16 protein-coding genes and 1 tRNA gene are annotated in these 21,365 nt (G+C 69.2%); 13 read left to right on the forward strand and 4 right to left on the reverse strand.

Translation table 11 applies throughout. The features are described 5' to 3' along the window. Positions 1-186: 186 nt before the first annotated feature. Positions 187-819 carry an NAD(P)-dependent oxidoreductase gene (locus tag ACVV2G_RS15230; RefSeq protein ID WP_453843226.1) on the reverse strand — a complete coding sequence of 211 codons (633 nt, stop codon included), beginning with the start codon at positions 817-819 and terminating at the stop codon, positions 187-189. Positions 820-937: 118 nt separating this feature from the next. Between ACVV2G_RS15230 and ACVV2G_RS15235 the strand changes: the two genes are divergently transcribed. Beyond that, positions 938-1,534, forward strand: coding sequence for a TetR/AcrR family transcriptional regulator (locus ACVV2G_RS15235; RefSeq protein ID WP_453843227.1), 597 nt, complete (start codon positions 938-940; stop codon positions 1,532-1,534). 283 nt (positions 1,535-1,817) lie between these two features. Here ACVV2G_RS15235 and ACVV2G_RS15240 read toward each other — a convergent pair whose 3' ends face one another. Together ACVV2G_RS15240 and ACVV2G_RS15245 are read right to left on the reverse strand one after the other, a co-directional pair. Beyond that, positions 1,818-2,849, reverse strand: coding sequence for an adenosine deaminase (locus ACVV2G_RS15240; RefSeq protein WP_453843228.1), 1,032 nt, complete (start codon positions 2,847-2,849; stop codon positions 1,818-1,820). 145 nt (positions 2,850-2,994) lie between these two features. Beyond that, entirely contained in the window at positions 2,995-4,221 is a 1,227-nt protein-coding gene (locus tag ACVV2G_RS15245) for a pyridoxal phosphate-dependent aminotransferase (protein ID WP_453843229.1), read from the reverse strand. Between the two features lie 303 nt (positions 4,222-4,524). Between ACVV2G_RS15245 and ACVV2G_RS15250 the strand changes: the two genes are divergently transcribed. The 11 genes from ACVV2G_RS15250 to ACVV2G_RS15300 all read left to right on the forward strand — a co-directional run bounded on the left by ACVV2G_RS15250 (position 4,525) and on the right by ACVV2G_RS15300 (position 18,702). Continuing rightward, positions 4,525-4,597 (forward strand) — tRNA-Trp (locus tag ACVV2G_RS15250). 108 nt (positions 4,598-4,705) lie between these two features. Then, positions 4,706-4,993 (forward strand): preprotein translocase subunit SecE, encoded by a 288-nt coding sequence (gene secE / locus ACVV2G_RS15255; RefSeq protein ID WP_453843230.1) that lies wholly within the window; start codon positions 4,706-4,708, stop codon positions 4,991-4,993. Between the two features lie 80 nt (positions 4,994-5,073). After that, entirely contained in the window at positions 5,074-5,937 is an 864-nt protein-coding gene (gene nusG, locus ACVV2G_RS15260; protein ID WP_453843231.1) for a transcription termination/antitermination protein NusG, read from the forward strand. Positions 5,938-6,119: 182 nt separating this feature from the next. After that, positions 6,120-6,554, forward strand: a complete 435-nt coding sequence (gene rplK, locus ACVV2G_RS15265; protein ID WP_003974315.1) for a 50S ribosomal protein L11 — start codon at positions 6,120-6,122, stop codon at positions 6,552-6,554. Between the two features lie 82 nt (positions 6,555-6,636). Next, positions 6,637-7,362 carry a 50S ribosomal protein L1 gene (rplA, locus tag ACVV2G_RS15270; RefSeq protein ID WP_453843232.1) on the forward strand — a complete coding sequence of 242 codons (726 nt, stop codon included), beginning with the start codon at positions 6,637-6,639 and terminating at the stop codon, positions 7,360-7,362. Positions 7,363-7,498: 136 nt separating this feature from the next. Then, on the forward strand, positions 7,499-8,284 hold the full coding sequence (locus tag ACVV2G_RS15275; protein WP_453843233.1) for an SCO4651 family lipoprotein: 786 nt from the start codon (positions 7,499-7,501) through the stop codon (positions 8,282-8,284). A gap of 97 nt (positions 8,285-8,381) precedes the next feature. Further along, positions 8,382-9,230 (forward strand): SCO4651 family lipoprotein, encoded by an 849-nt coding sequence (locus ACVV2G_RS15280; protein ID WP_453843234.1) that lies wholly within the window; start codon positions 8,382-8,384, stop codon positions 9,228-9,230. A gap of 366 nt (positions 9,231-9,596) precedes the next feature. After that, a complete protein-coding gene (gene rplJ / locus ACVV2G_RS15285) occupies positions 9,597-10,127 on the forward strand; it encodes a 50S ribosomal protein L10 (protein ID WP_453843235.1) in 531 nt (176 codons plus the stop codon). A gap of 115 nt (positions 10,128-10,242) precedes the next feature. Beyond that, complete coding sequence (gene rplL, locus ACVV2G_RS15290) at positions 10,243-10,632, forward strand: 50S ribosomal protein L7/L12 (RefSeq protein ID WP_453843236.1); 390 nt, start codon at positions 10,243-10,245, stop codon at positions 10,630-10,632. A gap of 586 nt (positions 10,633-11,218) precedes the next feature. Then, positions 11,219-14,704, forward strand: a complete 3,486-nt coding sequence (gene rpoB, locus ACVV2G_RS15295; RefSeq protein WP_453843237.1) for a DNA-directed RNA polymerase subunit beta — start codon at positions 11,219-11,221, stop codon at positions 14,702-14,704. Positions 14,705-14,802: 98 nt separating this feature from the next. Continuing rightward, positions 14,803-18,702 (forward strand): DNA-directed RNA polymerase subunit beta', encoded by a 3,900-nt coding sequence (locus ACVV2G_RS15300; protein ID WP_453843238.1) that lies wholly within the window; start codon positions 14,803-14,805, stop codon positions 18,700-18,702. A gap of 75 nt (positions 18,703-18,777) precedes the next feature. On the opposite strand, the gene ACVV2G_RS15305 is transcribed toward ACVV2G_RS15300, so the two are convergent. After that, complete coding sequence (locus ACVV2G_RS15305; protein ID WP_453843239.1) at positions 18,778-20,070, reverse strand: mannosyltransferase family protein; 1,293 nt, start codon at positions 20,068-20,070, stop codon at positions 18,778-18,780. 101 nt (positions 20,071-20,171) lie between these two features. Here ACVV2G_RS15305 and ACVV2G_RS15310 point away from each other — a divergent pair, with 101 nt between their 5' ends. Continuing rightward, entirely contained in the window at positions 20,172-21,281 is a 1,110-nt protein-coding gene (locus tag ACVV2G_RS15310) for a glycosyltransferase family 2 protein (RefSeq protein ID WP_453843240.1), read from the forward strand. Positions 21,282-21,365 lie beyond the last annotated feature (84 nt).

Consider the following 21,365-nt stretch of genomic DNA (forward strand, 5'->3'; position numbering starts at 1 on the left):
GGCACCGGCACCGGCACTCAAGCCCGCACCCGCACCAAGCCCGCACCCGCACCCGCACCGGCACTCAAGCCCGCACCGGCACCCAGACCCGGACCCGGGACCGACCGCCCCAGACCCGCACCTGGACCCGAACCACGGACCCGCACCCGCACCCGGCCCAAACCGGCACCAGCCCCCCCCCAGACGTCAGTAGGCGACCCCCACGCCCTGCCGCACGGTCCCCGCGTCCCCGGTCATCGCGAGCATCGCGTGGGCGACGTCGGCACGCCCCACGAAGCGGCCCTTGGACGGGAAACCGCCGACCACCGACCGGTACCGGCCGGACAGCGGCTTGTCCTGCAGCCGTGGCGGCCGGACCACCGTCCACTCCGCGTCACTGCGCGCCAGTTCTCCCTCCATGGCGCGCAGATCGCCGTACACGTCCTTCAGGACCGTGAGGAGCAGGCTCCGCACGCCCCGGTCCAACGGCCCCGCGCCCTGCGGCTCGGGGCCGACCGGAGCCGCGCTGACGACCAGCACCCTGCGCACGCCCTCCGCCCGCATCGCGTCGAGCACCGTGCGCGTCAGCCGTGTCGCCACACCCGCGTCGGCGCGGCGGCGGGCTCCGAGCCCGGACAGCACGGCGTCCCGCCCGGCCACGGCCGGCCGCACCGACGCGGCGTCGCTCAGATCCGCGCGGAACACCTCCAGGTGCTCCCCGGTCACGGACAGCCGCGCGGGATCCCGTACGACGGCTGTGACGTGGTGGCCGGCGTCGAGGGCCTGCCGGACGACCTCCTGGCCGATGCCCCCGGTGGCACCGAAGACGGTGAGCTTCATGGCGTACTCCATTCCGCGCGGCGGCATCCCAGGGCGGGTGGGTGAGCACTCACTCACCGGTGCCTTCCCCTAGGGTGAGTAAGTACTCACCCACTCGTCAAGCCCTCACTGGAGCGCCATGCCCTCCACCAAGCCGGCCAGGGAACGCATCCTCGACGCCGCCCACGAGCTGATGCTGACCGTCGGGCTCACCCGCGCCACCACCAAGGAGATCGCGAAGGGCGCCGGTTGCTCCGAGGCCGCGCTGTACAAGCACTTCGCGAGCAAGGAGGAGCTGTTCATCCGCGTACTGACCGAGCGGCTGCCCCGGCTGACCCCCCTGCTGCGCGGCCTCGCCACCGAGCCGGGGCGTGCCCCGCTCGAGGAGAACCTCACGGAGATCGCCCGCCAGGCCGCCCTCTTCTACGAGCAGAGCTTCCCGATCGGAGCGTCGCTGTACGCCCGGACGGAACTCAAGCGACGGCACGACGACGCGATGCGCGAACTGGGCACCGGGCCGCACCTGCCGATCGAGGGCCTCGACGCCTACCTGCGGGCGGAGCAGGCCGCGGGGCGGCTCCGCGCCGACGCGGACACCTTCGCCGCGGCGTCCCTCCTGATGGGAGCCTGCGCGCAGCGGGCGTTCGCGTACGACGCGACGCCGACGGGCGACCGCCCGGCGGCAACCGAATTCGCCCGGCGACTGGCGCGGACCCTGCTCGCGGGACTGCGCTGACCGCTCGCGCGCGACGGGGCCGCCCGGCGCCCGCGGGACACCCGATGCGGCCGGAAACGCGAGCCCGCCGACGCGCGCGACGCCCCCACCACGGGGCGCCCCCACCGCAGGGCGCTCCCACCACGCGATGCCCCCACCACGCGACGCCCCCTCCGCAGGATGCCGAATCGGCGGGACGTCTCCACGGGCCGCCCCCACCACGGGCCGCCGACTCCGCGGGACGCCTCCGCCGCCTCGGCTCCGCCCGAGGAGGAACCCTGAGGGGACCACGCGGGCGCAACCCCTAAGCGGTCAGCCAGTCGTCCACCCCTTCCAGCAGCTTCCGCTTCACCTCCTCCGGCGCGGCCGATCCCCGCACCGACTGACGGGCCAGCTCCGCCAGCTCGGCGTCCGTGAACCCGTGGTGCCGGCGCGCGATCTCGTACTGGGCGGCCAGCCGCGCGCCGAACAGCAGCGGGTCGTCCGCGCCCAGCGCCATCGGCACCCCCGCCTCGAACAGCGTCCGCAGCGGCACGTCCTCCGGCTTCTCGTACACGCCCAGGGCGACGTTCGACGCCGGACACACCTCGCACGTCACCTGCCGGTCGGCGAGTCGTCTCAGCAGCCGCGGATCCTCCGCCGCCCGCACCCCGTGCCCGAGCCGGTCGGCCCCGAGGTCGTCCAGGCAGTCCCGCACGGACGACGGACCGCTCAGCTCGCCCCCGTGCGGCGCCGACAGCAGCCCGCCCTCCCGCGCGATCGCGAACGCCCGGTCGAAGTCCCGGGCCATGCCCCGGCGCTCGTCGTTGGACAACCCGAACCCGATCACTCCCCGGTCCGCGTACCGCACCGCCAGCCGGGCCAGCGTCCGCGCGTCCAGCGGATGCTTCATCCGGTTCGCGGCGACCAGCACCCGCATGCCGATCCCGGTGTCCCGCACGGTCGTCTCCACCGCGTCGAGGATGACCTCCAGCGCCGGGATCAGCCCACCCAGCCGCGGGGCGTACGACGTCGGGTCCACCTGGATCTCCAGCCACCCCGACCCGTCCCGCAGGTCCTCCTCCGCGGCCTCGCGCACCAGCCGCTGGATGTCCTCCGGCTCCTGCAGACACGACCGCGCCGCGTCGTACAGCCGCTGGAAGCGGAACCAGCCCCGTTCGTCCGTCGCCCGCAGCCTGGGCGACTCCCCGCGGCCCAGCGCCTCGGTCAGCGTCTCGGGCAGACGCACGCCGTGCTTGTCGGCCAGTTCCAGCAGGGTCGCGGGCCGCATCGACCCGGTGAAGTGCAGGTGGAGATGGGCCTTCGGCAGTTCAGAGACATCACGTACACGCTCCATTCCGTGATCCTGCCGTACGACACGCCCGGCCCGACAGCACTTTCCCCGTACGTGGTCTTGCTCGCACAAACAAAGCAGGGGTCACACCGGAACGTTCCGGTGTGACCCCTGCCGGACAAACTGCCGGACGAGTGCCGGGGGACGCTCAGTCCCTGGCCTCCGCGAGCAGCTTCTGGATCCGGCTCACACCCTCGACGAGGTCCTCGTCCCCGAGCGCGTACGAGAGCCGCAGGTACCCGGGCGTGCCGAACGCCTCGCCCGGCACCACCGCGACCTCGGCCTCCTCCAGGATCAGCGCGGCCAGCTCGACCGTGTCCTGCGGCCGCTTGCCGCGGATCTCCTTGCCGAGGAGCGCCTTCACCGACGGGTAGGCGTAGAACGCGCCCTTCGGCTCCGGGCACAGCACGCCGTCGATGTCGTTGAGCATCCGCACGATGGTCTGGCGGCGCCGGTCGAAGGCCTCCCGCATCTTCGCCACCGCGTCCAGGTCACCGGAGACCGCGGCCAGCGCCGCCGCCTGGGCCACGTTGGACACGTTGGACGTGGCGTGCGACTGGAGGTTCGTCGCGGCCTTGACGACGTCCTTCGGGCCGATGACCCAGCCGACCCGCCAGCCGGTCATCGCGTACGTCTTCGCGACGCCGTTGACCACGATGCACTTGTCGCGCAGCTCGGGCAGCAGCGCCGGCAGGGAGACGGAGAAGGCGTCGCCGTAGACGAGGTGCTCGTAGATCTCGTCGGTCAGCACCCACAGGCCGTGCTCGACGGCCCACTGGCCGATGGCCTCGGTCTCGGCCTCGGAGTACACGGAGCCCGTCGGGTTCGACGGGGAGACGAAGAGGACGACCTTCGTCTTCTTCGTGCGCGCGGCCTCCAGCTGCTCCACGCTCACCCGGTAACCGGTGGTCTCGTCGGCGACGACCTCGACGGGGACACCGCCGGCCAGCCGGATCGACTCCGGGTACGTCGTCCAGTACGGCGCCGGGACGATGACCTCGTCGCCCGGGTCGAGGATCGCGGCGAACGCCTCGTAGATGGCCTGCTTGCCGCCGTTGGTGACCAGGATCTGCGAGGGGTCGACCTCGTAGCCGGAGTCGCGCAGCGTCTTCGCGGCGATCGCGGCCTTCAGCTCGGGCAGGCCGCCGGCCGGCGTGTACCGGTGGTACTTGGGGTCCTTGCAGGCCTCGATCGCGGCCTCGACGATGTAGTCCGGCGTCGGGAAGTCGGGTTCACCGGCGCCGAAGCCGATCACCGGACGCCCGGCGGCCTTGAGGGCCTTCGCCTTGGCGTCCACGGCGAGGGTGGCGGACTCGGAGATCGCGCCGACTCGGGTGGAGACCCGGCGCTCGGTGGGAGGGGTTGCAGCGCTCATGGCCCCATCGTTCCAGACCCGAAACTCCCCGGGCACGCGGGTTTCACGGACCGAACGGCGGTGAACCGGCCGGGGCGCGTGCCCGGACAGCAGTCCGTATCCGCCCGCGCGACCTCCTCGGACAGCCCCGCGGCCAGGGCGGTCTTCGGCCAGAACGGCCCGTCCGGGCCCCGTACACGCCCTTTCTGTTCGACGCCCGGCGCCTGAGCACGTACACTCTCACCTCGTTGGCCTTCAGCGGCCCGCTGCCACTCGGTGCACACCAAGCATCGGGGCGGATGCGGTACGTTGGGGGACACACAAAGGGTCGTAGCTCAATTGGTAGAGCACTGGTCTCCAAAACCAGCGGTTGGGGGTTCAAGTCCCTCCGGCCCTGCTACACACACCTTCGCCAGGATGTGTGCGCATGTACGTACAGCAATGCACCGCCGTGCGGCTCAGACCGGGCGCGGCACGGCCACGACCCGGAATCAGGTGAGGACGAGTGACGGACGCCGTGGGCTCCATCGACATGCCTGATGCCGAGGACGAGGCTCCGGACTCCAAGAAGAAGTCCCGCAAGGGCGGCAAGCGCGCCAAGAAGGGCCCGCTGAAGCGCCTTGCTCTCTTCTACCGCCAGATCGTCGCGGAACTCCGCAAGGTCGTCTGGCCGAGTCGCAACCAGCTGACGACGTACACCACCGTGGTGATCATCTTCGTGGTCATCATGATCGGCCTGGTGACTTTGATTGACTATGGCTTCTCTCACGCCGCCAAGTACGTCTTCGGCTGAGTCGAGAGCGAAGGGCGCCGAGGTACCCGGCGCCCCTTTCGCGTGTTCCACCCCTATGTATCCAGGAAGAAGCAGCCACCGTGTCTGACCCGAACGTGAACGACGCCATCGAGCCGGTCGAGTCCGTCGAGGACGAGCTCGGCACCGTCGAGGGCGCCGACAACGAGGACACCGAGGCCTCCGCCGAGGCCGAGGCTGCCGACGACGACGCCGTCGTCGCGGACGCGGACGAGACCGCCGAGGCTCAGGACGAGACCGTCGAGGACGCCGCCGCCGAGGACGAGGCCGCCGAGCCCGCCGACGAGGCCGCGGAGCCCGAGCCCGAGCTCGACCCGATCGAGGCGCTCCGCCAGGAGCTGCGCGTCCTCCCCGGTGAGTGGTACGTGATCCACACCTACGCCGGTTACGAGAACCGCGTGAAGACCAACCTCGAGCAGCGCGCCGTCTCGCTCAACGTCGAGGACTACATCTTCCAGGCCGAGGTGCCGCAGGAAGAGGTCGTCCAGATCAAGAACGGCGACCGCAAGACGATCCGTCAGAACAAGCTGCCGGGTTACGTCCTGGTGCGCATGGACCTGACCAACGAGTCCTGGGGTGTCGTCCGCAACACCCCCGGCGTCACCGGCTTCGTCGGCAACGCCTACGACCCGTACCCGCTGACGCTGGACGAGATCGTCAAGATGCTCGCCCCCGAGGCCGAGGAGAAGGCCGCCCGTGAGGCCGCCGAGGCCGAGGGCAAGCCCGCTCCGCAGCGCAAGGTCGAGGTCCAGGTCCTGGACTTCGAGGTCGGCGACTCGGTCACCGTCACCGACGGCCCGTTCGCGACGCTGCAGGCCACGATCAACGAGATCAACGCCGACTCGAAGAAGGTCAAGGGCCTCGTCGAGATCTTCGGCCGCGAGACCCCGGTCGAGCTGAGCTTCGACCAGATCCAGAAGAACTAGTACTCCTCGCCGGTACTCCTCTGGACGTACTGCTTCCGAGCAGGTCAGGCAGGCGCTCGCGCGTCGCCTGACCTGCTCGGTTTTTGGCCGCACATCCATACCCGCTATCGTTGTGCGGTATGCCTGTGTCCGGGTCGCCCCCGGATGCGGGCAGGACCCGAATCGAAAGGACCCGGAGAGCTATGCCTCCCAAGAAGAAGAAGGTCACGGGGCTCATCAAGCTCCAGATCCAGGCCGGTGCCGCGAACCCGGCCCCGCCGGTCGGCCCCGCGCTGGGTCAGCACGGCGTGAACATCATGGAGTTCTGCAAGGCCTACAACGCCGCGACCGAGTCGCAGCGTGGCTGGGTCATCCCGGTGGAGATCACGGTCTACGAGGACCGCTCCTTCACCTTCATCACCAAGACCCCGCCGGCCGCGAAGATGATCCTCAAGGCCGCGGGCGTGGAGAAGGGCTCCGGCGAGCCGCACAAGACCAAGGTCGCGAAGATCACGCGTGACCAGGTCCGCGAGATCGCCACCACGAAGATGCCCGACCTCAACGCCAACGACCTGGACCAGGCGGAGAAGATCATCGCCGGTACCGCGCGGTCCATGGGCGTCACGGTCGAGGGCTGACCTCCACCCCCGTAAGCCGGCAGTAGTGGCAGGGCCTGCTCGGCCCGGACCACAACTCCTCGAAAAGCCAACAGGAGCAGTAGTGAGCAAGCGCAGCAAGTCTCTCCGCGCTGCGGACGAGAAGATCGACCGGGACAAGCTCTACGCCCCGCTCGAGGCCGTCCGTCTCGCCAAGGAGACCTCCACGACCAAGTTCGACGGCACCGTCGAGGTCGCCTTCCGCCTGGGTGTCGACCCGCGCAAGGCCGACCAGATGGTCCGTGGCACCGTGAACCTCCCGCACGGCACCGGTAAGACCGCCCGGGTCCTGGTCTTCGCGACCGGTGACCGTGCCGAGGCCGCGCGTGCCGCGGGCGCCGACATCGTCGGCGCCGACGAGCTGATCGACGAGGTGTCGAAGGGCCGTCTGGACTTCGACGCCGTCGTCGCCACCCCGGACCTCATGGGCAAGGTCGGCCGCCTCGGCCGCGTCCTCGGCCCGCGTGGTCTGATGCCGAACCCGAAGACCGGCACCGTGACCCCGGACGTGACCAAGGCCGTGACCGAGATCAAGGGCGGCAAGATCGAGTTCCGCGTCGACAAGCACTCGAACCTGCACTTCATCATCGGCAAGACGTCGTTCGACGACACCAAGCTGGTGGAGAACTACGGCGCGGCGCTGGAGGAGATCCTCCGTCTGAAGCCGTCCGCCGCCAAGGGCCGTTACATCAAGAAGGCCGCCATCAGCACCACGATGGGCCCCGGCATCCCGATCGACTCGAACCGCACCCGCAACCTCCTCGTCGAGGAGGACCCGGCCGCGGTCTGAGCCCACGGCTCGCCCCACCGGTTCACGGGCCCCGCACCTTCCGAGGTGCGGGGCCCGTTCCGTTTCCGGTACGGGGGCCGGTGGTCTGGGCTAGCGTGCGGGCAGGAGTCGCGGACGGCGCACGGGGGTGGGGCGGATGACGCGCACGACGGCACGCCGTACGGTCGTCCGGACCGCGGTGGCGGCCGCGCTGGCGTGCGTCGCCGCCTGCACCTCCACAGACGGCTCCACCGGCTCCGCCGACCCGTCGACGCGGTCCCTGCGCGCCGTGGAGCGGGCCGTCGGACGGGCGGGTTCGGCGCGGGTCGAGGCCACGACCGTCATGGGCCGCGAGCTGTCCCTGGACGCCGTCGGGGCCCTCGGCTGGCGCGACGGCCTCACCGGCACCCTGACGATCACGTACACCGGTGGCACGACCGCCGAGACGATGCGCCGGCTCGGCACCACCGCCATGGAGGCGCGGTACCTGTCCGACGCGTACTACGCCAGGCTGGGCGACCGCTTCGCCGACCGGGTGGGCGGCAGACACTGGATCAGGTACGTCTACGCCGACCTGGAGGAGCCCGGCGGTGGCGCGGGCGCCGGGTCCGCGGACCGGATGCGCGACACCACACCCCACCGGGCGGTGCAGCGGCTGCTGGCCGCCGACGACGTGCGCGAGGTCGGCGAGGAGACCACCCGCGGCCGGCGCACGACGCACTGGAGCGGCACGGTGGGCGGCACCACGGAGCAGACCGTCGACCTCTGGGTCGACGACCGTGACCTGCCGGTCAAGGAGGTCGAGCGGGGGCGGACGGAGACCGGGAGGCTGACCCGGACCGCGTACTACAGCGACTACGGCGTCGCCGTGTCCGCGAAGCGGCCTCCCGCCGACGACACGGCGGACTTCGCGGATCTGCTGCAGGCGCGGGACAACGGTTGATCACGGAAATCACGGGACCGTCCGAACCGACTTGGGTACGCTCGCGTCCTGCTGTGTAAAAGCTGTTTTTTTCTTTCTGTGTTCCGTGGGGGACTCCATGAAGACTTCCGTACGCGTGCCCGTGGGCGCCGGACTGGCCGCTCTGCTGCTCGCCGGCGGCGCGGTGGGCTGCTCCAAGGAGGACGGGGCCGAGCAGTCCCCGAAGATGACGCCGGCGGCGGCCGTGGCCAAGGCGGCGAAGAACGCGGAGGAGATCGACTCCCTCCGCTACCGCATGACCGGCCGGGCCCCCGAGGAGGGCCGCTTCGAGGCCGAGGCCGAGATGCAGATCAAGCCCACACTCGCGATGAGCATGACGATGACGGCACTCGACCAGGGCCCCGACGCCAAGGTGGAGATCCGGCTCCTCGACAAGGTCATGTACCTCGGCGGCGGCGCCGAGGCCGCCAAGGAGATGGACGGCAAGAGCTGGATGAAGTTCGACCTGGCCGCGATGGGCGCGGGCGAGGAGCTGAACCAGCTGGGCGGTGCCTCCCAGGCCGACAAGAACCCGGCGACCGAGTCCACCTTCCTCACCGGCGCCAAGGACGTGGAGAAGGTCGGCACCGAGACCGTCGACGGCGTGGAGACCACCCACTACAAGGGCACGGTCAGCCTCGCCGACCTGGAGAAGTCCCTCGGCGACGAGGACGAGGCCACCCGGGACAGGCGTCAGAAGAGCGTCGAGCAGTACGAGAAGATGGGCGTCGACAAGCTCACCATGGACATGTGGGTCGACGCGGAGGACCACACCAAGCAGTTCCGCATGCGCGGCGAAGCCGACAAGGGACCGCTGGACATGACCATCACCTTCCTCGGCTTCAACGAGCCCGTGAAGGTCACCGCCCCGCCCGCCGAGGAGACCGTGGACCTGGCCGAGATGATGCAGGGGGCCGAGCAAGGCTGAGCCGCCGGGCCGCCGGGCCGCCGATCCGCCGGCGTCGGCGACGGCCGGCGCGGGCGAGCGACCCCCGCCTCCCGGCCGCTGTCCGGGCGGATTTGCTTGACACCGCCCCGTTCACGTACGCTTCCACAGAAGCCAAAGACCGCTGGTCGTTGCCGTGTGCTCGTGAGAGGGCACGGTGGCCGAAGGATCCGCTGAACTGCGGACGACCCGCGCAGGTGACTGTGGATGAGCTCCCGGACCTCACGCCTCGTGCGTGTGGCAAACGGTCGAGCCACGCCCCGTGCGCCTGCGCCGGGGCGTTTCGTTTTCCCCAGTCCTCCTTCGGGTCCGCGCGGTCCGAATCACCCGGAAGGAGGCCGAGGCTCTATGGCGACGCCCGAAAAGGCTGCCGCGGTTGCCGAGCTGACGGACAAGTTCCGCAGCTCGAACGCCGCCGTGCTGACCGAGTACCGCGGTCTCACCGTGGCGCAGCTCAAGACGCTGCGCCGGTCGCTCGGTGAGAACGCCCAGTACGCCGTGGTGAAGAACACGCTGACCAAGATTGCGGCCAACGAGGCCGGGATCACGCTCGACGACCAGCTCTTCGCTGGTCCGACGGCCGTCGCCTTCGTCACCGGTGACCCGGTGGAGTCGGCGAAGGGTCTGCGCGACTTCTCCAAGGACAACCCGAACCTCGTCATCAAGGGCGGTGTCCTTGACGGCAAGGCGATGTCCGCCGACGAGATCAAGAAGCTTGCGGACCTCGAGTCCCGCGAGGTTCTGCTCTCCAAGCTGGCCGGTGCCATGAAGGGCAAGCAGTCGCAGGCTGCCTCTGTCTTCCAGGCGCTGCCGTCGAAGCTCGTCCGCACCGTGGACGCGCTCCGTGCCAAGCAGGACGAGCAGGGCGGTGCCGAGTAATTCGGCTCGCTTTCTGACCCAGGCCGCCTAGCGGCACGGGTCGCAGCGGGCCCGACGTACGCCCGCCTCACCCCGTACATCCGGCACCTGCCGAATTAGTGGAAGGACCGCCATCATGGCGAAGCTCAGCCAGGACGACCTGCTCGCCCAGTTCGAGGAGATGACCCTCATCGAGCTCTCCGAGTTCGTGAAGGCCTTCGAGGAGAAGTTCGACGTCACCGCCGCCGCGGCCGCCCCGGTCGTCGTCGCGGGTGGTGCCGGTGCCGGCGCCGCTGCCGACGCTCCGGAGGAGAAGGACGAGTTCGACGTCATCCTCACCGGCGCCGGTGACAAGAAGATCCAGGTCATCAAGGTCGTGCGCGAGCTGACCTCCCTGGGTCTGAAGGAGGCCAAGGACCTCGTGGACGGCGCCCCGAAGCCCGTCCTCGAGAAGGTCGCCAAGGACGCCGCCGAGAAGGCCGCCGAGTCCCTCAAGGGCGCCGGCGCCTCGGTCGAGGTCAAGTAAGACCGCGAAGGCTCCACGGATCCGGCAGGGTCTGTAACGCCGTAGCACCGAAGAGCGATCATCCATCCGGGTGGTCGCTCTTCGGCGTTCCGGGGGTCCGGTGGCGGCTGCCTTGCACGCGGGACGACGGAGAGTAGGGTGATCTTCGTCGTGCCGTCTCCGGGGCCCTGAGAGCCGCTGGAGACAACCGGTTCGGGCCTAGGGGGGCCTTGACGAACCGCACGCAGCGCGCAATTCTCAGGGCGTCGTCAAAGGATCCGAATCCGAGGCATGGATCGACGACGAAGAGGGCAGTATCACCGTGCGTTGAGGGCGAGGCCTTGCCGCAGGTGGTGAGAACAACGAGGAGTGAACACGGTCCCCGAGAACCGCACTGGACATCAGTGTGCCAAGTGGCTACACTGTCCCTTTGCGCTGCCTGTTAGCTGCCCCCTGCCCGTCACCAGGGGTCTACCCTCGCCCGAGCACTGACGACCAGAGCATGTCTGACCTGGCTCTCCAGCCACATCAGGCACCCCCTGTCTCCGTGCACGGATGAGGGGCCGGTACGCGCGTAGTGAGTCCGAGCCCTCGGAAGGACCCCCTCTTGGCCGCCTCGCGCAATGCCTCGACCGCGAATACGAACAACGCTGCCAGCACCGCCCCGCTGCGCATCTCCTTTGCAAAGATCAAGGAGCCCCTCGAGGTTCCGAACCTTCTCGCGCTGCAAACCGAGAGCTTCGACTGGCTGCTCGGCAACGACGCCTGGAAGGCTCGCGTCGAGTCGGCTCTGGAGTCCGGTCAGGACGTCCCCACCAAGTCCGGTCTGGAAGAGATCTTCGAGGAGATCTCGCCGATCGAGGACTTCTCCGGGTCGATGTCGCTGACGTTCCGCGACCACCGCTTCGAGCCCCCCAAGAACAGCATCGACGAGTGCAAGGACCGCGACTTCACGTACGCGGCCCCGCTCTTCGTCACCGCCGAGTTCACCAACAACGAGACCGGCGAGATCAAGTCCCAGACGGTCTTCATGGGCGACTTCCCGCTCATGACCAACAAGGGCACCTTCGTCATCAACGGCACCGAGCGTGTCGTCGTGTCGCAGCTGGTCCGTTCGCCGGGTGTCTACTTCGACTCCTCCATCGACAAGACGTCCGACAAGGACATCTTCTCCGCCAAGATCATCCCGTCCCGGGGTGCCTGGCTGGAGATGGAGATCGACAAGCGCGACATGGTCGGTGTGCGCATCGACCGCAAGCGCAAGCAGTCCGTGACCGTCCTGCTCAAGGCTCTCGGCTGGACGACCGAGCAGATCCTCGAGGAGTTCGGCGAGTACGAGTCCATGCGCGCCACCCTGGAGAAGGACCACACCCAGGGCCAGGACGACGCACTGCTCGACATCTACCGCAAGCTGCGTCCGGGCGAGCCCCCCACGCGTGAGGCCGCGCAGACGCTTCTGGAGAACCTCTACTTCAACCCGAAGCGCTACGACCTCGCCAAGGTCGGCCGTTACAAGGTCAACAAGAAGCTCGGCGCGGACGAGCCGCTGGACGCCGGCGTGCTCACCACCGACGACGTCATCGCCACCATCAAGTACCTGGTGAAGCTGCACGCCGGGGAGACCGAGACGGTCGGCGAGTCGGGCCGGGAGATCGTCGTCGAGACCGACGACATCGACCACTTCGGCAACCGCCGCATCCGCAACGTCGGCGAGCTGATCCAGAACCAGGTCCGTACGGGTCTCGCCCGTATGGAGCGCGTCGTGCGCGAGCGCATGACCACCCAGGACGTCGAGGCGATCACGCCGCAGACCCTGATCAACATCCGGCCGGTCGTCGCCTCCATCAAGGAGTTCTTCGGCACCAGCCAGCTGTCCCAGTTCATGGACCAGAACAACCCGCTGTCGGGGCTGACGCACAAGCGTCGTCTGAACGCCCTCGGCCCGGGCGGTCTCTCCCGTGAGCGGGCCGGTTTCGAGGTCCGTGACGTCCACCCGTCGCACTACGGCCGCATGTGCCCGATCGAGACGCCGGAAGGCCCGAACATCGGCCTGATCGGCTCGCTCGCCTCGTACGGCCGGATCAACCCGTTCGGTTTCATCGAAACGCCGTACCGCAAGGTCGTCGAAGGCCAGGTCACGGACGACGTGGACTACCTGACCGCCGACGAGGAGGACCGCTTCGTCATCGCGCAGGCCAACGCCACGCTCAACGACGACATGCGCTTCTCCGAGGCCCGCGTCCTGGTCCGCCGCCGTGGCGGCGAGGTCGACTACGTCCCCGGTGACGACGTCGACTACATGGACGTCTCGCCGCGCCAGATGGTGTCGGTCGCGACCGCCATGATCCCGTTCCTCGAGCACGACGACGCCAACCGCGCCCTCATGGGCGCGAACATGATGCGTCAGGCGGTGCCGCTCATCAAGAGTGAGTCCCCGCTGGTCGGCACCGGCATGGAGTACCGCTCCGCAGCCGACGCCGGCGACGTGGTCAAGGCCGAGAAGGCGGGTGTGGTCCAGGAGGTCTCCGCGGACTACATCACCACGACCAACGACGACGGCACGTACATCACGTACCGCCTGGCCAAGTTCTCCCGGTCCAACCAGGGAACCTCGGTCAACCAGAAGGTCATCGTCGCCGAGGGCGACCGGGTCATCGAGGGCCAGGTCCTGGCCGACGGCCCGGCCACCGAGAACGGCGAGATGGCGCTCGGCAAGAACCTGCTGGTCGCGTTCATGCCGTGGGAGGGTCACAACTACGAGGACGCGATCATCCTGTCGCAGCGCCTCGTCCAGGACGACGTCCTCTCCTCGATCCACATCGAGGAGCACGAGGTCGACGCCCGTGACACCAAGCTCGGCCCCGAGGAGATCACCCGGGACATCCCGAACGTCTCCGAGGAGGTCCTCGCCGACCTCGACGAGCGCGGCATCATCCGCATCGGTGCCGAGGTCGTCGCCGGCGACATCCTCGTCGGCAAGGTCACGCCCAAGGGCGAGACCGAGCTGACTCCGGAGGAGCGCCTGCTCCGTGCGATCTTCGGTGAGAAGGCCCGTGAGGTCCGTGACACCTCGCTGAAGGTCCCGCACGGCGAGATCGGCAAGGTCATCGGCGTCCGCGTCTTCGACCGCGAAGAGGGCGACGAGCTGCCCCCCGGTGTCAACCAGCTGGTGCGCGTGTACGTCGCGCAGAAGCGCAAGATCACCGACGGTGACAAGCTCGCCGGCCGGCACGGCAACAAGGGCGTCATCTCCAAGATCAACCCGATCGAGGACATGCCGTTCCTCGAGGACGGCACCCCGGTCGACATCATCCTGAACCCGCTGGGTGTCCCGTCCCGCATGAACCCGGGACAGGTCCTGGAGATCCACCTCGGCTGGCTCGCCAGCCGCGGCTGGGACGTCTCCGGCCTCGCGGAGGAGTGGGCCGAGCGCCTGCAGGCCATCGGCGCCGACAAGGTCGAGCCCGGCACCAACGTCGCCACCCCGGTCTTCGACGGTGCGCGTGAGGACGAGCTGGCCGGTCTGCTCCAGCACACCATCCCGAACCGCGACGGCGAGCGCATGGTGCTCCCGTCCGGCAAGGCGCGGCTGTTCGACGGCCGCTCCGGTGAGCCGTTCCCGGAGCCGATCTCGGTCGGCTTCATGTACATCCTCAAGCTCCACCACCTGGTCGACGACAAGCTGCACGCCCGGTCGACCGGTCCGTACTCGATGATCACCCAGCAGCCGCTGGGTGGTAAGGCCCAGTTCGGTGGCCAGCGCTTCGGTGAGATGGAGGTGTGGGCGCTGGAGGCTTACGGCGCCGCGTACGCCCTCCAGGAGCTGCTGACCATCAAGTCCGACGACGTCACCGGCCGCGTGAAGGTCTACGAGGCCATCGTCAAGGGCGAGAACATCCCTGAGCCCGGCATCCCCGAGTCCTTCAAGGTGCTCATCAAGGAGATGCAGTCCCTGTGCCTCAACGTGGAGGTGCTGTCCTCGGACGGCATGTCCATCGAGATGCGTGACACCGACGAGGACGTCTTCCGCGCAGCGGAGGAGCTCGGCATCGACCTGTCACGGCGCGAGCCGAGCAGCGTCGAAGAGGTCTGACGGGAGTTTCGGCGGACCTTGAGCGATCAAGGTCCGCCGGCCCCAGGACCCCCGTTTCAGACCCCAAGACTTACAACCCTGAGAGGGATTGACGCATAGTGCTCGACGTCAACTTCTTCGACGAGCTCCGGATCGGTCTGGCAACCGCTGACGACATCCGTCAGTGGAGCCACGGCGAGGTCAAGAAGCCCGAGACGATCAACTACCGCACGCTCAAGCCCGAGAAGGACGGACTCTTCTGCGAGAAGATCTTCGGTCCGACCCGGGACTGGGAGTGCTACTGCGGCAAGTACAAGCGCGTCCGCTTCAAGGGCATCATCTGCGAGCGCTGCGGCGTCGAGGTCACGCGCGCCAAGGTGCGCCGTGAGCGGATGGGCCACATCGAACTGGCCGCCCCCGTCACCCACATCTGGTACTTCAAGGGCGTTCCGTCGCGGCTGGGCTACCTGCTCGACCTCGCCCCGAAGGACCTCGAGAAGGTCATCTACTTCGCGGCGTACATGATCACGTACGTCGACGAGGAGCGCCGCACCCGCGACCTGCCCTCGCTGGAGGCCCACGTCTCCGTCGAGCGCCAGCAGGTCGAGCAGCGCCGCGACGCCGACCTGGAGGCCCGCGCCAAGAAGCTCGAGACGGACCTCGCCGAGCTGGAGGCCGAGGGCGCCAAGGCCGACGTGCGCCGCAAGGTGCGCGAGGGCGCCGAGCGCGAGATGAAGCAGCTGCGCGACCGTGCGCAGCGCGAGATCGACCGCCTCGACGAGGTGTGGAGCCGGTTCAAGAACCTCAAGGTCCAGGACCTGGAGGGCGACGAGCTGCTCTACCGCGAGCTGCGCGACCGCTTCGGCACCTACTTCGACGGCTCCATGGGCGCCGCTGCCCTGCAGAAGCGCCTGGAGTCCTTCGACCTCGACGAGGAGGCCGAGCGCCTCCGCGAGATCATCCGCACCGGCAAGGGCCAGAAGAAGACCCGCGCGCTCAAGCGCCTCAAGGTCGTCTCCGCGTTCCTGCAGACCAGCAACAGCCCCAAGGGCATGGTGCTCGACTGCGTGCCGGTCATCCCGCCGGACCTGCGTCCGATGGTGCAGCTGGACGGTGGCCGCTTCGCGACCTCCGACCTGAACGACCTGTACCGTCGCGTGATCAACCGCAACAACCGCCTGAAGCGGCTTCTCGACCTCGGCGCGCCCGAGATCATCGTGAACAACGAGAAGCGCATGCTCCAGGAGGCCGTCGACGCGCTCTTCGACAACGGCCGTCGTGGCCGCCCGGTGACGGGCCCCGGCAACCGTCCGCTGAAGTCGCTGTCCGACATGCTCAAGGGCAAGCAGGGCCGCTTCCGCCAGAACCTGCTCGGCAAGCGGGTCGACTACTCGGCGCGTTCCGTCATCGTCGTCGGCCCGCAGCTGAAGCTGCACCAGTGCGGTCTGCCCAAGGCCATGGCGCTGGAGCTCTTCAAGCCGTTCGTGATGAAGCGCCTGGTCGACCTGAACCACGCGCAGAACATCAAGAGCGCCAAGCGCATGGTCGAGCGCGGCCGCACGGTCGTGTACGACGTGCTGGAAGAGGTCATCGCGGAGCACCCGGTTCTGCTGAACCGCGCGCCCACGCTGCACCGCCTCGGCATCCAGGCCTTCGAGCCGCAGCTGGTCGAGGGCAAGGCCATCCAGATCCACCCGCTCGTGTGCACCGCGTTCAACGCGGACTTCGACGGTGACCAGATGGCCGTCCACCTGCCGCTCTCCGCGGAGGCGCAGGCCGAGGCCCGCATCCTGATGCTGTCCTCGAACAACATCCTCAAGCCGGCCGACGGCCGTCCGGTGACGATGCCGACCCAGGACATGGTCCTCGGTCTGTTCTTCCTCACCACCGACGGAGAGGGCCGCGACCTCAAGGGCGAGGGCCGTGCCTTCGGCTCCGCCGCCGAGGCGATCATGGCGTTCGACGCGGGCGACCTGTCGCTCCAGTCGAAGGTCGACATCCGCTTCCCGGTGGGCACCATCCCGCCCCGCGGCTGGGAGCCCCCGGCGCGCGAGGAGGGTGAGCCGGAGTGGCAGCAGGGTGACACCTTCACCCTGCGGACCACGCTGGGCCGCGCGCTCTTCAACGAGCTGCTGCCCGAGGACTACCCGTTCGTCGACTACGAGGTCGGCAAGAAGCAGCTCTCCGAGATCGTCAACGACCTCGCCGAGCGCTACCCGAAGGTCATCGTGGCGGCGACGCTCGACAACCTGAAGGCGTCCGGCTTCTTCTGGGCCACCCGCTCCGGCGTCACCGTGGCCATCTCCGACGTCGTCGTTCCCGAGGCGAAGAAGGAGATCGTCAAGGGCTACGAGGCGCAGGACGAGAAGGTCCAGAAGCAGTACGAGCGGGGTCTGATCACCAAGGACGAGCGCACGCAGGAGCTCATCGCGATCTGGACCAAGGCGACCAACGAGGTCGCCGAGGCGATGAACGACAACTTCCCGAAGACCAACCCGATCTTCATGATGGTGAACTCGGGCGCACGAGGCAACATGATGCAGATGCGTCAGATCGCCGGTATGCGTGGTCTGGTGTCGAACGCGAAGAACGAGACGATCCCGCGTCCGATCAAGGCGTCGTTCCGTGAGGGCCTGTCCGTGCTGGAGTACTTCATCTCCACGCACGGTGCCCGTAAGGGTCTGGCGGACACCGCCCTGCGTACCGCCGACTCCGGCTACCTCACGCGTCGTCTGGTCGACGTCTCCCAGGACGTCATCATCCGCGAGGAGGACTGCGGCACCGAGCGCGGTCTCAAGCTGCCGATCGCCACGCGCGACGCCGACGGCACGCTGCGCAAGGCCGAGGACGTCGAGACCAGCGTGTACGCCCGCATGCTCGCCGAGGACGTCGTCATCGACGGCAAGGTGATCGCGCCGGCCAACGTCGACCTCGGTGACGTCCTGATCGACGCCCTGGTCGCCAACGGCGTCGAGGAGGTCAAGACCCGATCGATCCTGACCTGTGAGTCCCAGGTCGGCACCTGCGCCATGTGCTACGGCCGCTCGCTGGCCACCGGCAAGCTGGTCGACATCGGTGAGGCGGTCGGCATCATCGCCGCCCAGTCCATCGGTGAGCCCGGTACCCAGCTGACGATGCGCACCTTCCACACCGGTGGTGTGGCCGGTGACGACATCACCCAGGGTCTGCCGCGTGTCGTCGAGCTGTTCGAGGCCCGTACCCCGAAGGGTGTCGCCCCGATCTCCGAGGCCTCCGGCCGCGTCCGGATCGAGGAGACCGAGAAGACCAAGAAGCTCGTCGTCACCCCGGACGACGGCAGCGACGAGACGGCGTTCCCGATCTCGAAGCGTGCCCGTCTGCTGGTGGGCGAGGGCGACCACGTCGAGGTGGGCCAGAAGCTCACCGTGGGTGCCACCAACCCGCACGACGTGCTGCGCATCCTGGGTCAGCGTGCCGTCCAGGTCCACCTGGTCGGTGAGGTCCAGAAGGTCTACAACTCGCAGGGCGTGTCGATCCACGACAAGCACATCGAGATCATCATCCGGCAGATGCTGCGCCGTGTGACGATCATCGAGTCCGGCGACGCCGAGCTGCTGCCCGGCGAGCTGGTCGAGCGGTCGAAGTTCGAGACCGAGAACCGTCGTGTGGTCCAGGAGGGCGGTCACCCGGCCTCCGGTCGTCCGCAGCTGATGGGTATCACCAAGGCCTCGCTGGCGACGGAATCCTGGCTGTCGGCCGCCTCCTTCCAGGAGACGACCCGAGTCCTGACGGACGCGGCGATCAACGCCAAGTCCGACAGCCTCATCGGCCTCAAGGAGAACGTCATCATCGGTAAGCTCATCCCGGCCGGTACGGGTCTGTCCCGCTACCGCAACATCCGGGTCGAGCCGACCGAGGAGGCCAAGGCCGCGATGTACTCGGCCGTCGGCTACGACGACATCGACTACTCGCCGTTCGGCACCGGCTCCGGCCAGGCCGTTCCGCTGGAGGACTACGACTACGGTCCGTACAACCAGTAAGCGGGTGGTTTGATACGACCGAAGGGCGGTCACCCCGAGTGGGTGGCCGCCCTTCGGCGTTCTCGCGGGCGGCGGCTACGGCACGCCGAGCTGGAAGATGACGTAGTGCGCGTACCAGCCGGAGGCGAGCGCGGCGGTGGTGAAGAAGACCGCCAGGGCCGGCCGCTTCAGACGGGCGAGGGCCGCGGCCGGGGCGAGGAGCAGGGGGAAGGCCGGCAGCAGGTAGCGCATGGTGTTGCCGAACATCTGCTGGGTGCCGAGGACCGTGACGATCGTGGCCAGGGTGTAGGCGACGAGGACCAGCGGGGGCCTCTTGCGCAGCATCAGCGCGATCAGGAAGGGCAGCGCCAGGACCAGCTGGAGGGAGAGCAGGTCCGGCGTGGAGAAGGCGAAGACGTAGTCGCCCTTGCCCACCGCGAGGTTGCGCAGCACGTCCAGGGTGTAGGCGCCGTAGTCGAAGAAGTGCGCCCAGCCCTCGCGCTGGAGCGTGAAGTACGCCGTGGCCTCGCCCGTGCTGTGTCCGACCCAGGCGATGTAGCCGAGCAGGCCCAGGGGCGCCACGGCCATGGCGTAGACCGGGCCCCGTACGCCGTGCTCCCGCCGGCCGGCCGGGCGGGCCAGGGTCACCAGGGCGGCGAGGCCCACGGCACCTATGAGGACGGCGGACGTGGGGCGGTTCAGGCCCGCGGTGAAGGCCAGCAGGCCGGCCGTCACCCAGCGCCCGGTCATCACGGCGTAGCAGGCCCAGGCGGCGAGGGCGACGAACAGGGACTCGGAGTACACCGCCCACTCGACGCCCGCGCCGGGCGCGACGGCCCACAGCCCGGCCGCCACGGTTCCCGCGCGGGCGCCGGCGACGAGGCGGACCACGGCGAAGACGCCCGCCGCCGCGAGGAACGAGCAGACGACGGAGACGAGCATGCCGGAGCCGTACAGGCCGAGGCCGGTGACCTCCGAGACCGTGCGGATCAGCGCCGGGTAGAGCGGGAAGAAGGCGACCGAGTTCTGCTGGACGGTGAACAGGCCGTCGCCGCCGAGCCGTACCAGGGAGGGGCTGTAGCCGTGCTCGGCGACCTGGAGGTACCACCAGCCGTCCCAGGTGGCCAGGACGTCCCACCAGTGGGCGCCGCCGCCGAAGCGCGGGTTCTTCCCCTCGTAGTCCCCGGCGTACTCCAGCAGGGAGGCGAAGACCGCGAGGCCGACGAGCTTGGTGACGCCGTACAGGACGAGCGCGGGCAGGTAGGGGCGGGCGCCGTCCGGGAGGGTGGGACGCCGGGTCCTCCGGGAGCGTTCCGGGCGGTCGTCGGACGGGCTGTCCGGTGTGCCGGCCGACCCGTCGGTCACCGTGTCGTCGGCAGCCGTGTCCATGGCCGTCATCCCCTCTGGTCCGTCCTCGGGCGGCAATCGCTGCCATAAGATCGCACAAGAGTCGCACATCTGTGCTCAAGATCAGGGGGAGGGGAGGCGCGGTGCCCGAGGAACGGGACGCGGAACAGCACGAGCCGGTCGTGCTGTCGGTCGTCATACCGATGTACAACGAGGAAGAGGTCCTGCCCGCGCTGGTCAGCAGAGTGCGGCCGGTCCTGGCGGAGCTGGGTGTCGCCCACGAGGTCGTGGCGGTCGACGACGGCAGCGGCGACCGTACGGCGGAGCTGCTCGCCGCCTTCCGGCTGGGCTGGCCGGAGCTGCGGGTGGTCGCGCTGCGGCGCAACTCGGGGCACCAGGCGGCCCTGACCGCCGGCCTGGACCGGGCGGTGGGTGCCTACGTCGTGAGCCTCGACGCCGACCTCCAGGACCCGCCGGAGAAGATCCCCGACATGCTGGCGCTGGCCCGTGCCGAGGGCCTCGACATCGTCTACGGCGTCCGCGAGGACCGCAGCAGCGACTCCGGGTTCAAGCGGTGGACGGCGGGCTGCTACTACCGGCTCATGCGGCGCCTGGCGGGCCCCTCGGTCCCGGCCCAGGCGGGGGACTTCCGGCTGCTCAGCCGGGCCGCCGTGGACGCCCTGAAGGCCCTGCCGGACCAGCAGCGGGTCTACCGGCTGCTGGTGCCCTGGCTGGGCTTCCCGAGCGGGCGGGTGACGTACGAGCGTGCTCCGCGTGCCGCGGGGCGCACCAAGTACCCGCTGGGCCGGATGATCCGGCTCGGGGTCGACAGCGTCACGGGCTTCTCCGCGGCCCCGTTGCGGCTGGCCACCTGGCTGGGCGCCGGCGCCTTCGTGGTCTGCCTGGGGCTGCTGGTCTACACGCTGACCGCCTTCGCCCTGGGCCGCACGGTGCCGGGCTGGACCTCGCTCTTCACCGGCATCGTCTTCATCGGCGCCGTGCAGCTGATCTGCGTCGGCCTGCTCGGCGAGTACGTGGGGCGCATCTACACGGCGGTGCAGAACCGGCCGACGTACTTCGTCCGGCACGACACGGCGGCACCGGCGGCACCGGGCACGACGGTCCCGTCGACCGCGGCGGCCCCGGCGGACCCGGCGGCCCCGGCGGCGCCCGATGCCGGGCCGCGGGACGAGGTACGGCGTCGGGGCGCGGTCGAGGAGAACGAGGTGCGGGTGCCCGCCCCCAGAAGGTGAACGCGCCCGGCACCGAACACGCCGAACCGGGACGAACCGGTCGCCGCCGTCGGTCCAGCGCATTTGTTTTGACCGCAGCGAATG

This window comes from Streptomyces sp. JK94 (assembly GCF_053613315.1).

Bases quoted from the DNA above. Each gene is read 5' to 3' on its own strand.
- rplJ (WP_453843235.1), top strand. From the start codon at position 9,597: ATGGCGACGCCCGAAAAGGCTGCCGCGGTTGCCGAGCTGACGGACAAG.
- ACVV2G_RS15245 (WP_453843229.1), bottom strand. From the start codon at position 4,221: ATGAGCGCTGCAACCCCTCCCACCGAGCGCCGGGTCTCCACCCGAGTC.
- ACVV2G_RS15240 (WP_453843228.1), bottom strand. From the start codon at position 2,849: ATGGAGCGTGTACGTGATGTCTCTGAACTGCCGAAGGCCCATCTCCAC.
- rplK (WP_003974315.1), top strand. From the start codon at position 6,120: ATGCCTCCCAAGAAGAAGAAGGTCACGGGGCTCATCAAGCTCCAGATC.
- ACVV2G_RS15235 (WP_453843227.1), top strand. From the start codon at position 938: ATGCCCTCCACCAAGCCGGCCAGGGAACGCATCCTCGACGCCGCCCAC.
- ACVV2G_RS15275 (WP_453843233.1), top strand. From the start codon at position 7,499: ATGACGCGCACGACGGCACGCCGTACGGTCGTCCGGACCGCGGTGGCG.
- rplL (WP_453843236.1), top strand. From the start codon at position 10,243: ATGGCGAAGCTCAGCCAGGACGACCTGCTCGCCCAGTTCGAGGAGATG.
- ACVV2G_RS15230 (WP_453843226.1), bottom strand. From the start codon at position 819: ATGAAGCTCACCGTCTTCGGTGCCACCGGGGGCATCGGCCAGGAGGTC.
- ACVV2G_RS15305 (WP_453843239.1), bottom strand. From the start codon at position 20,070: ATGGACACGGCTGCCGACGACACGGTGACCGACGGGTCGGCCGGCACA.
- ACVV2G_RS15280 (WP_453843234.1), top strand. From the start codon at position 8,382: ATGAAGACTTCCGTACGCGTGCCCGTGGGCGCCGGACTGGCCGCTCTG.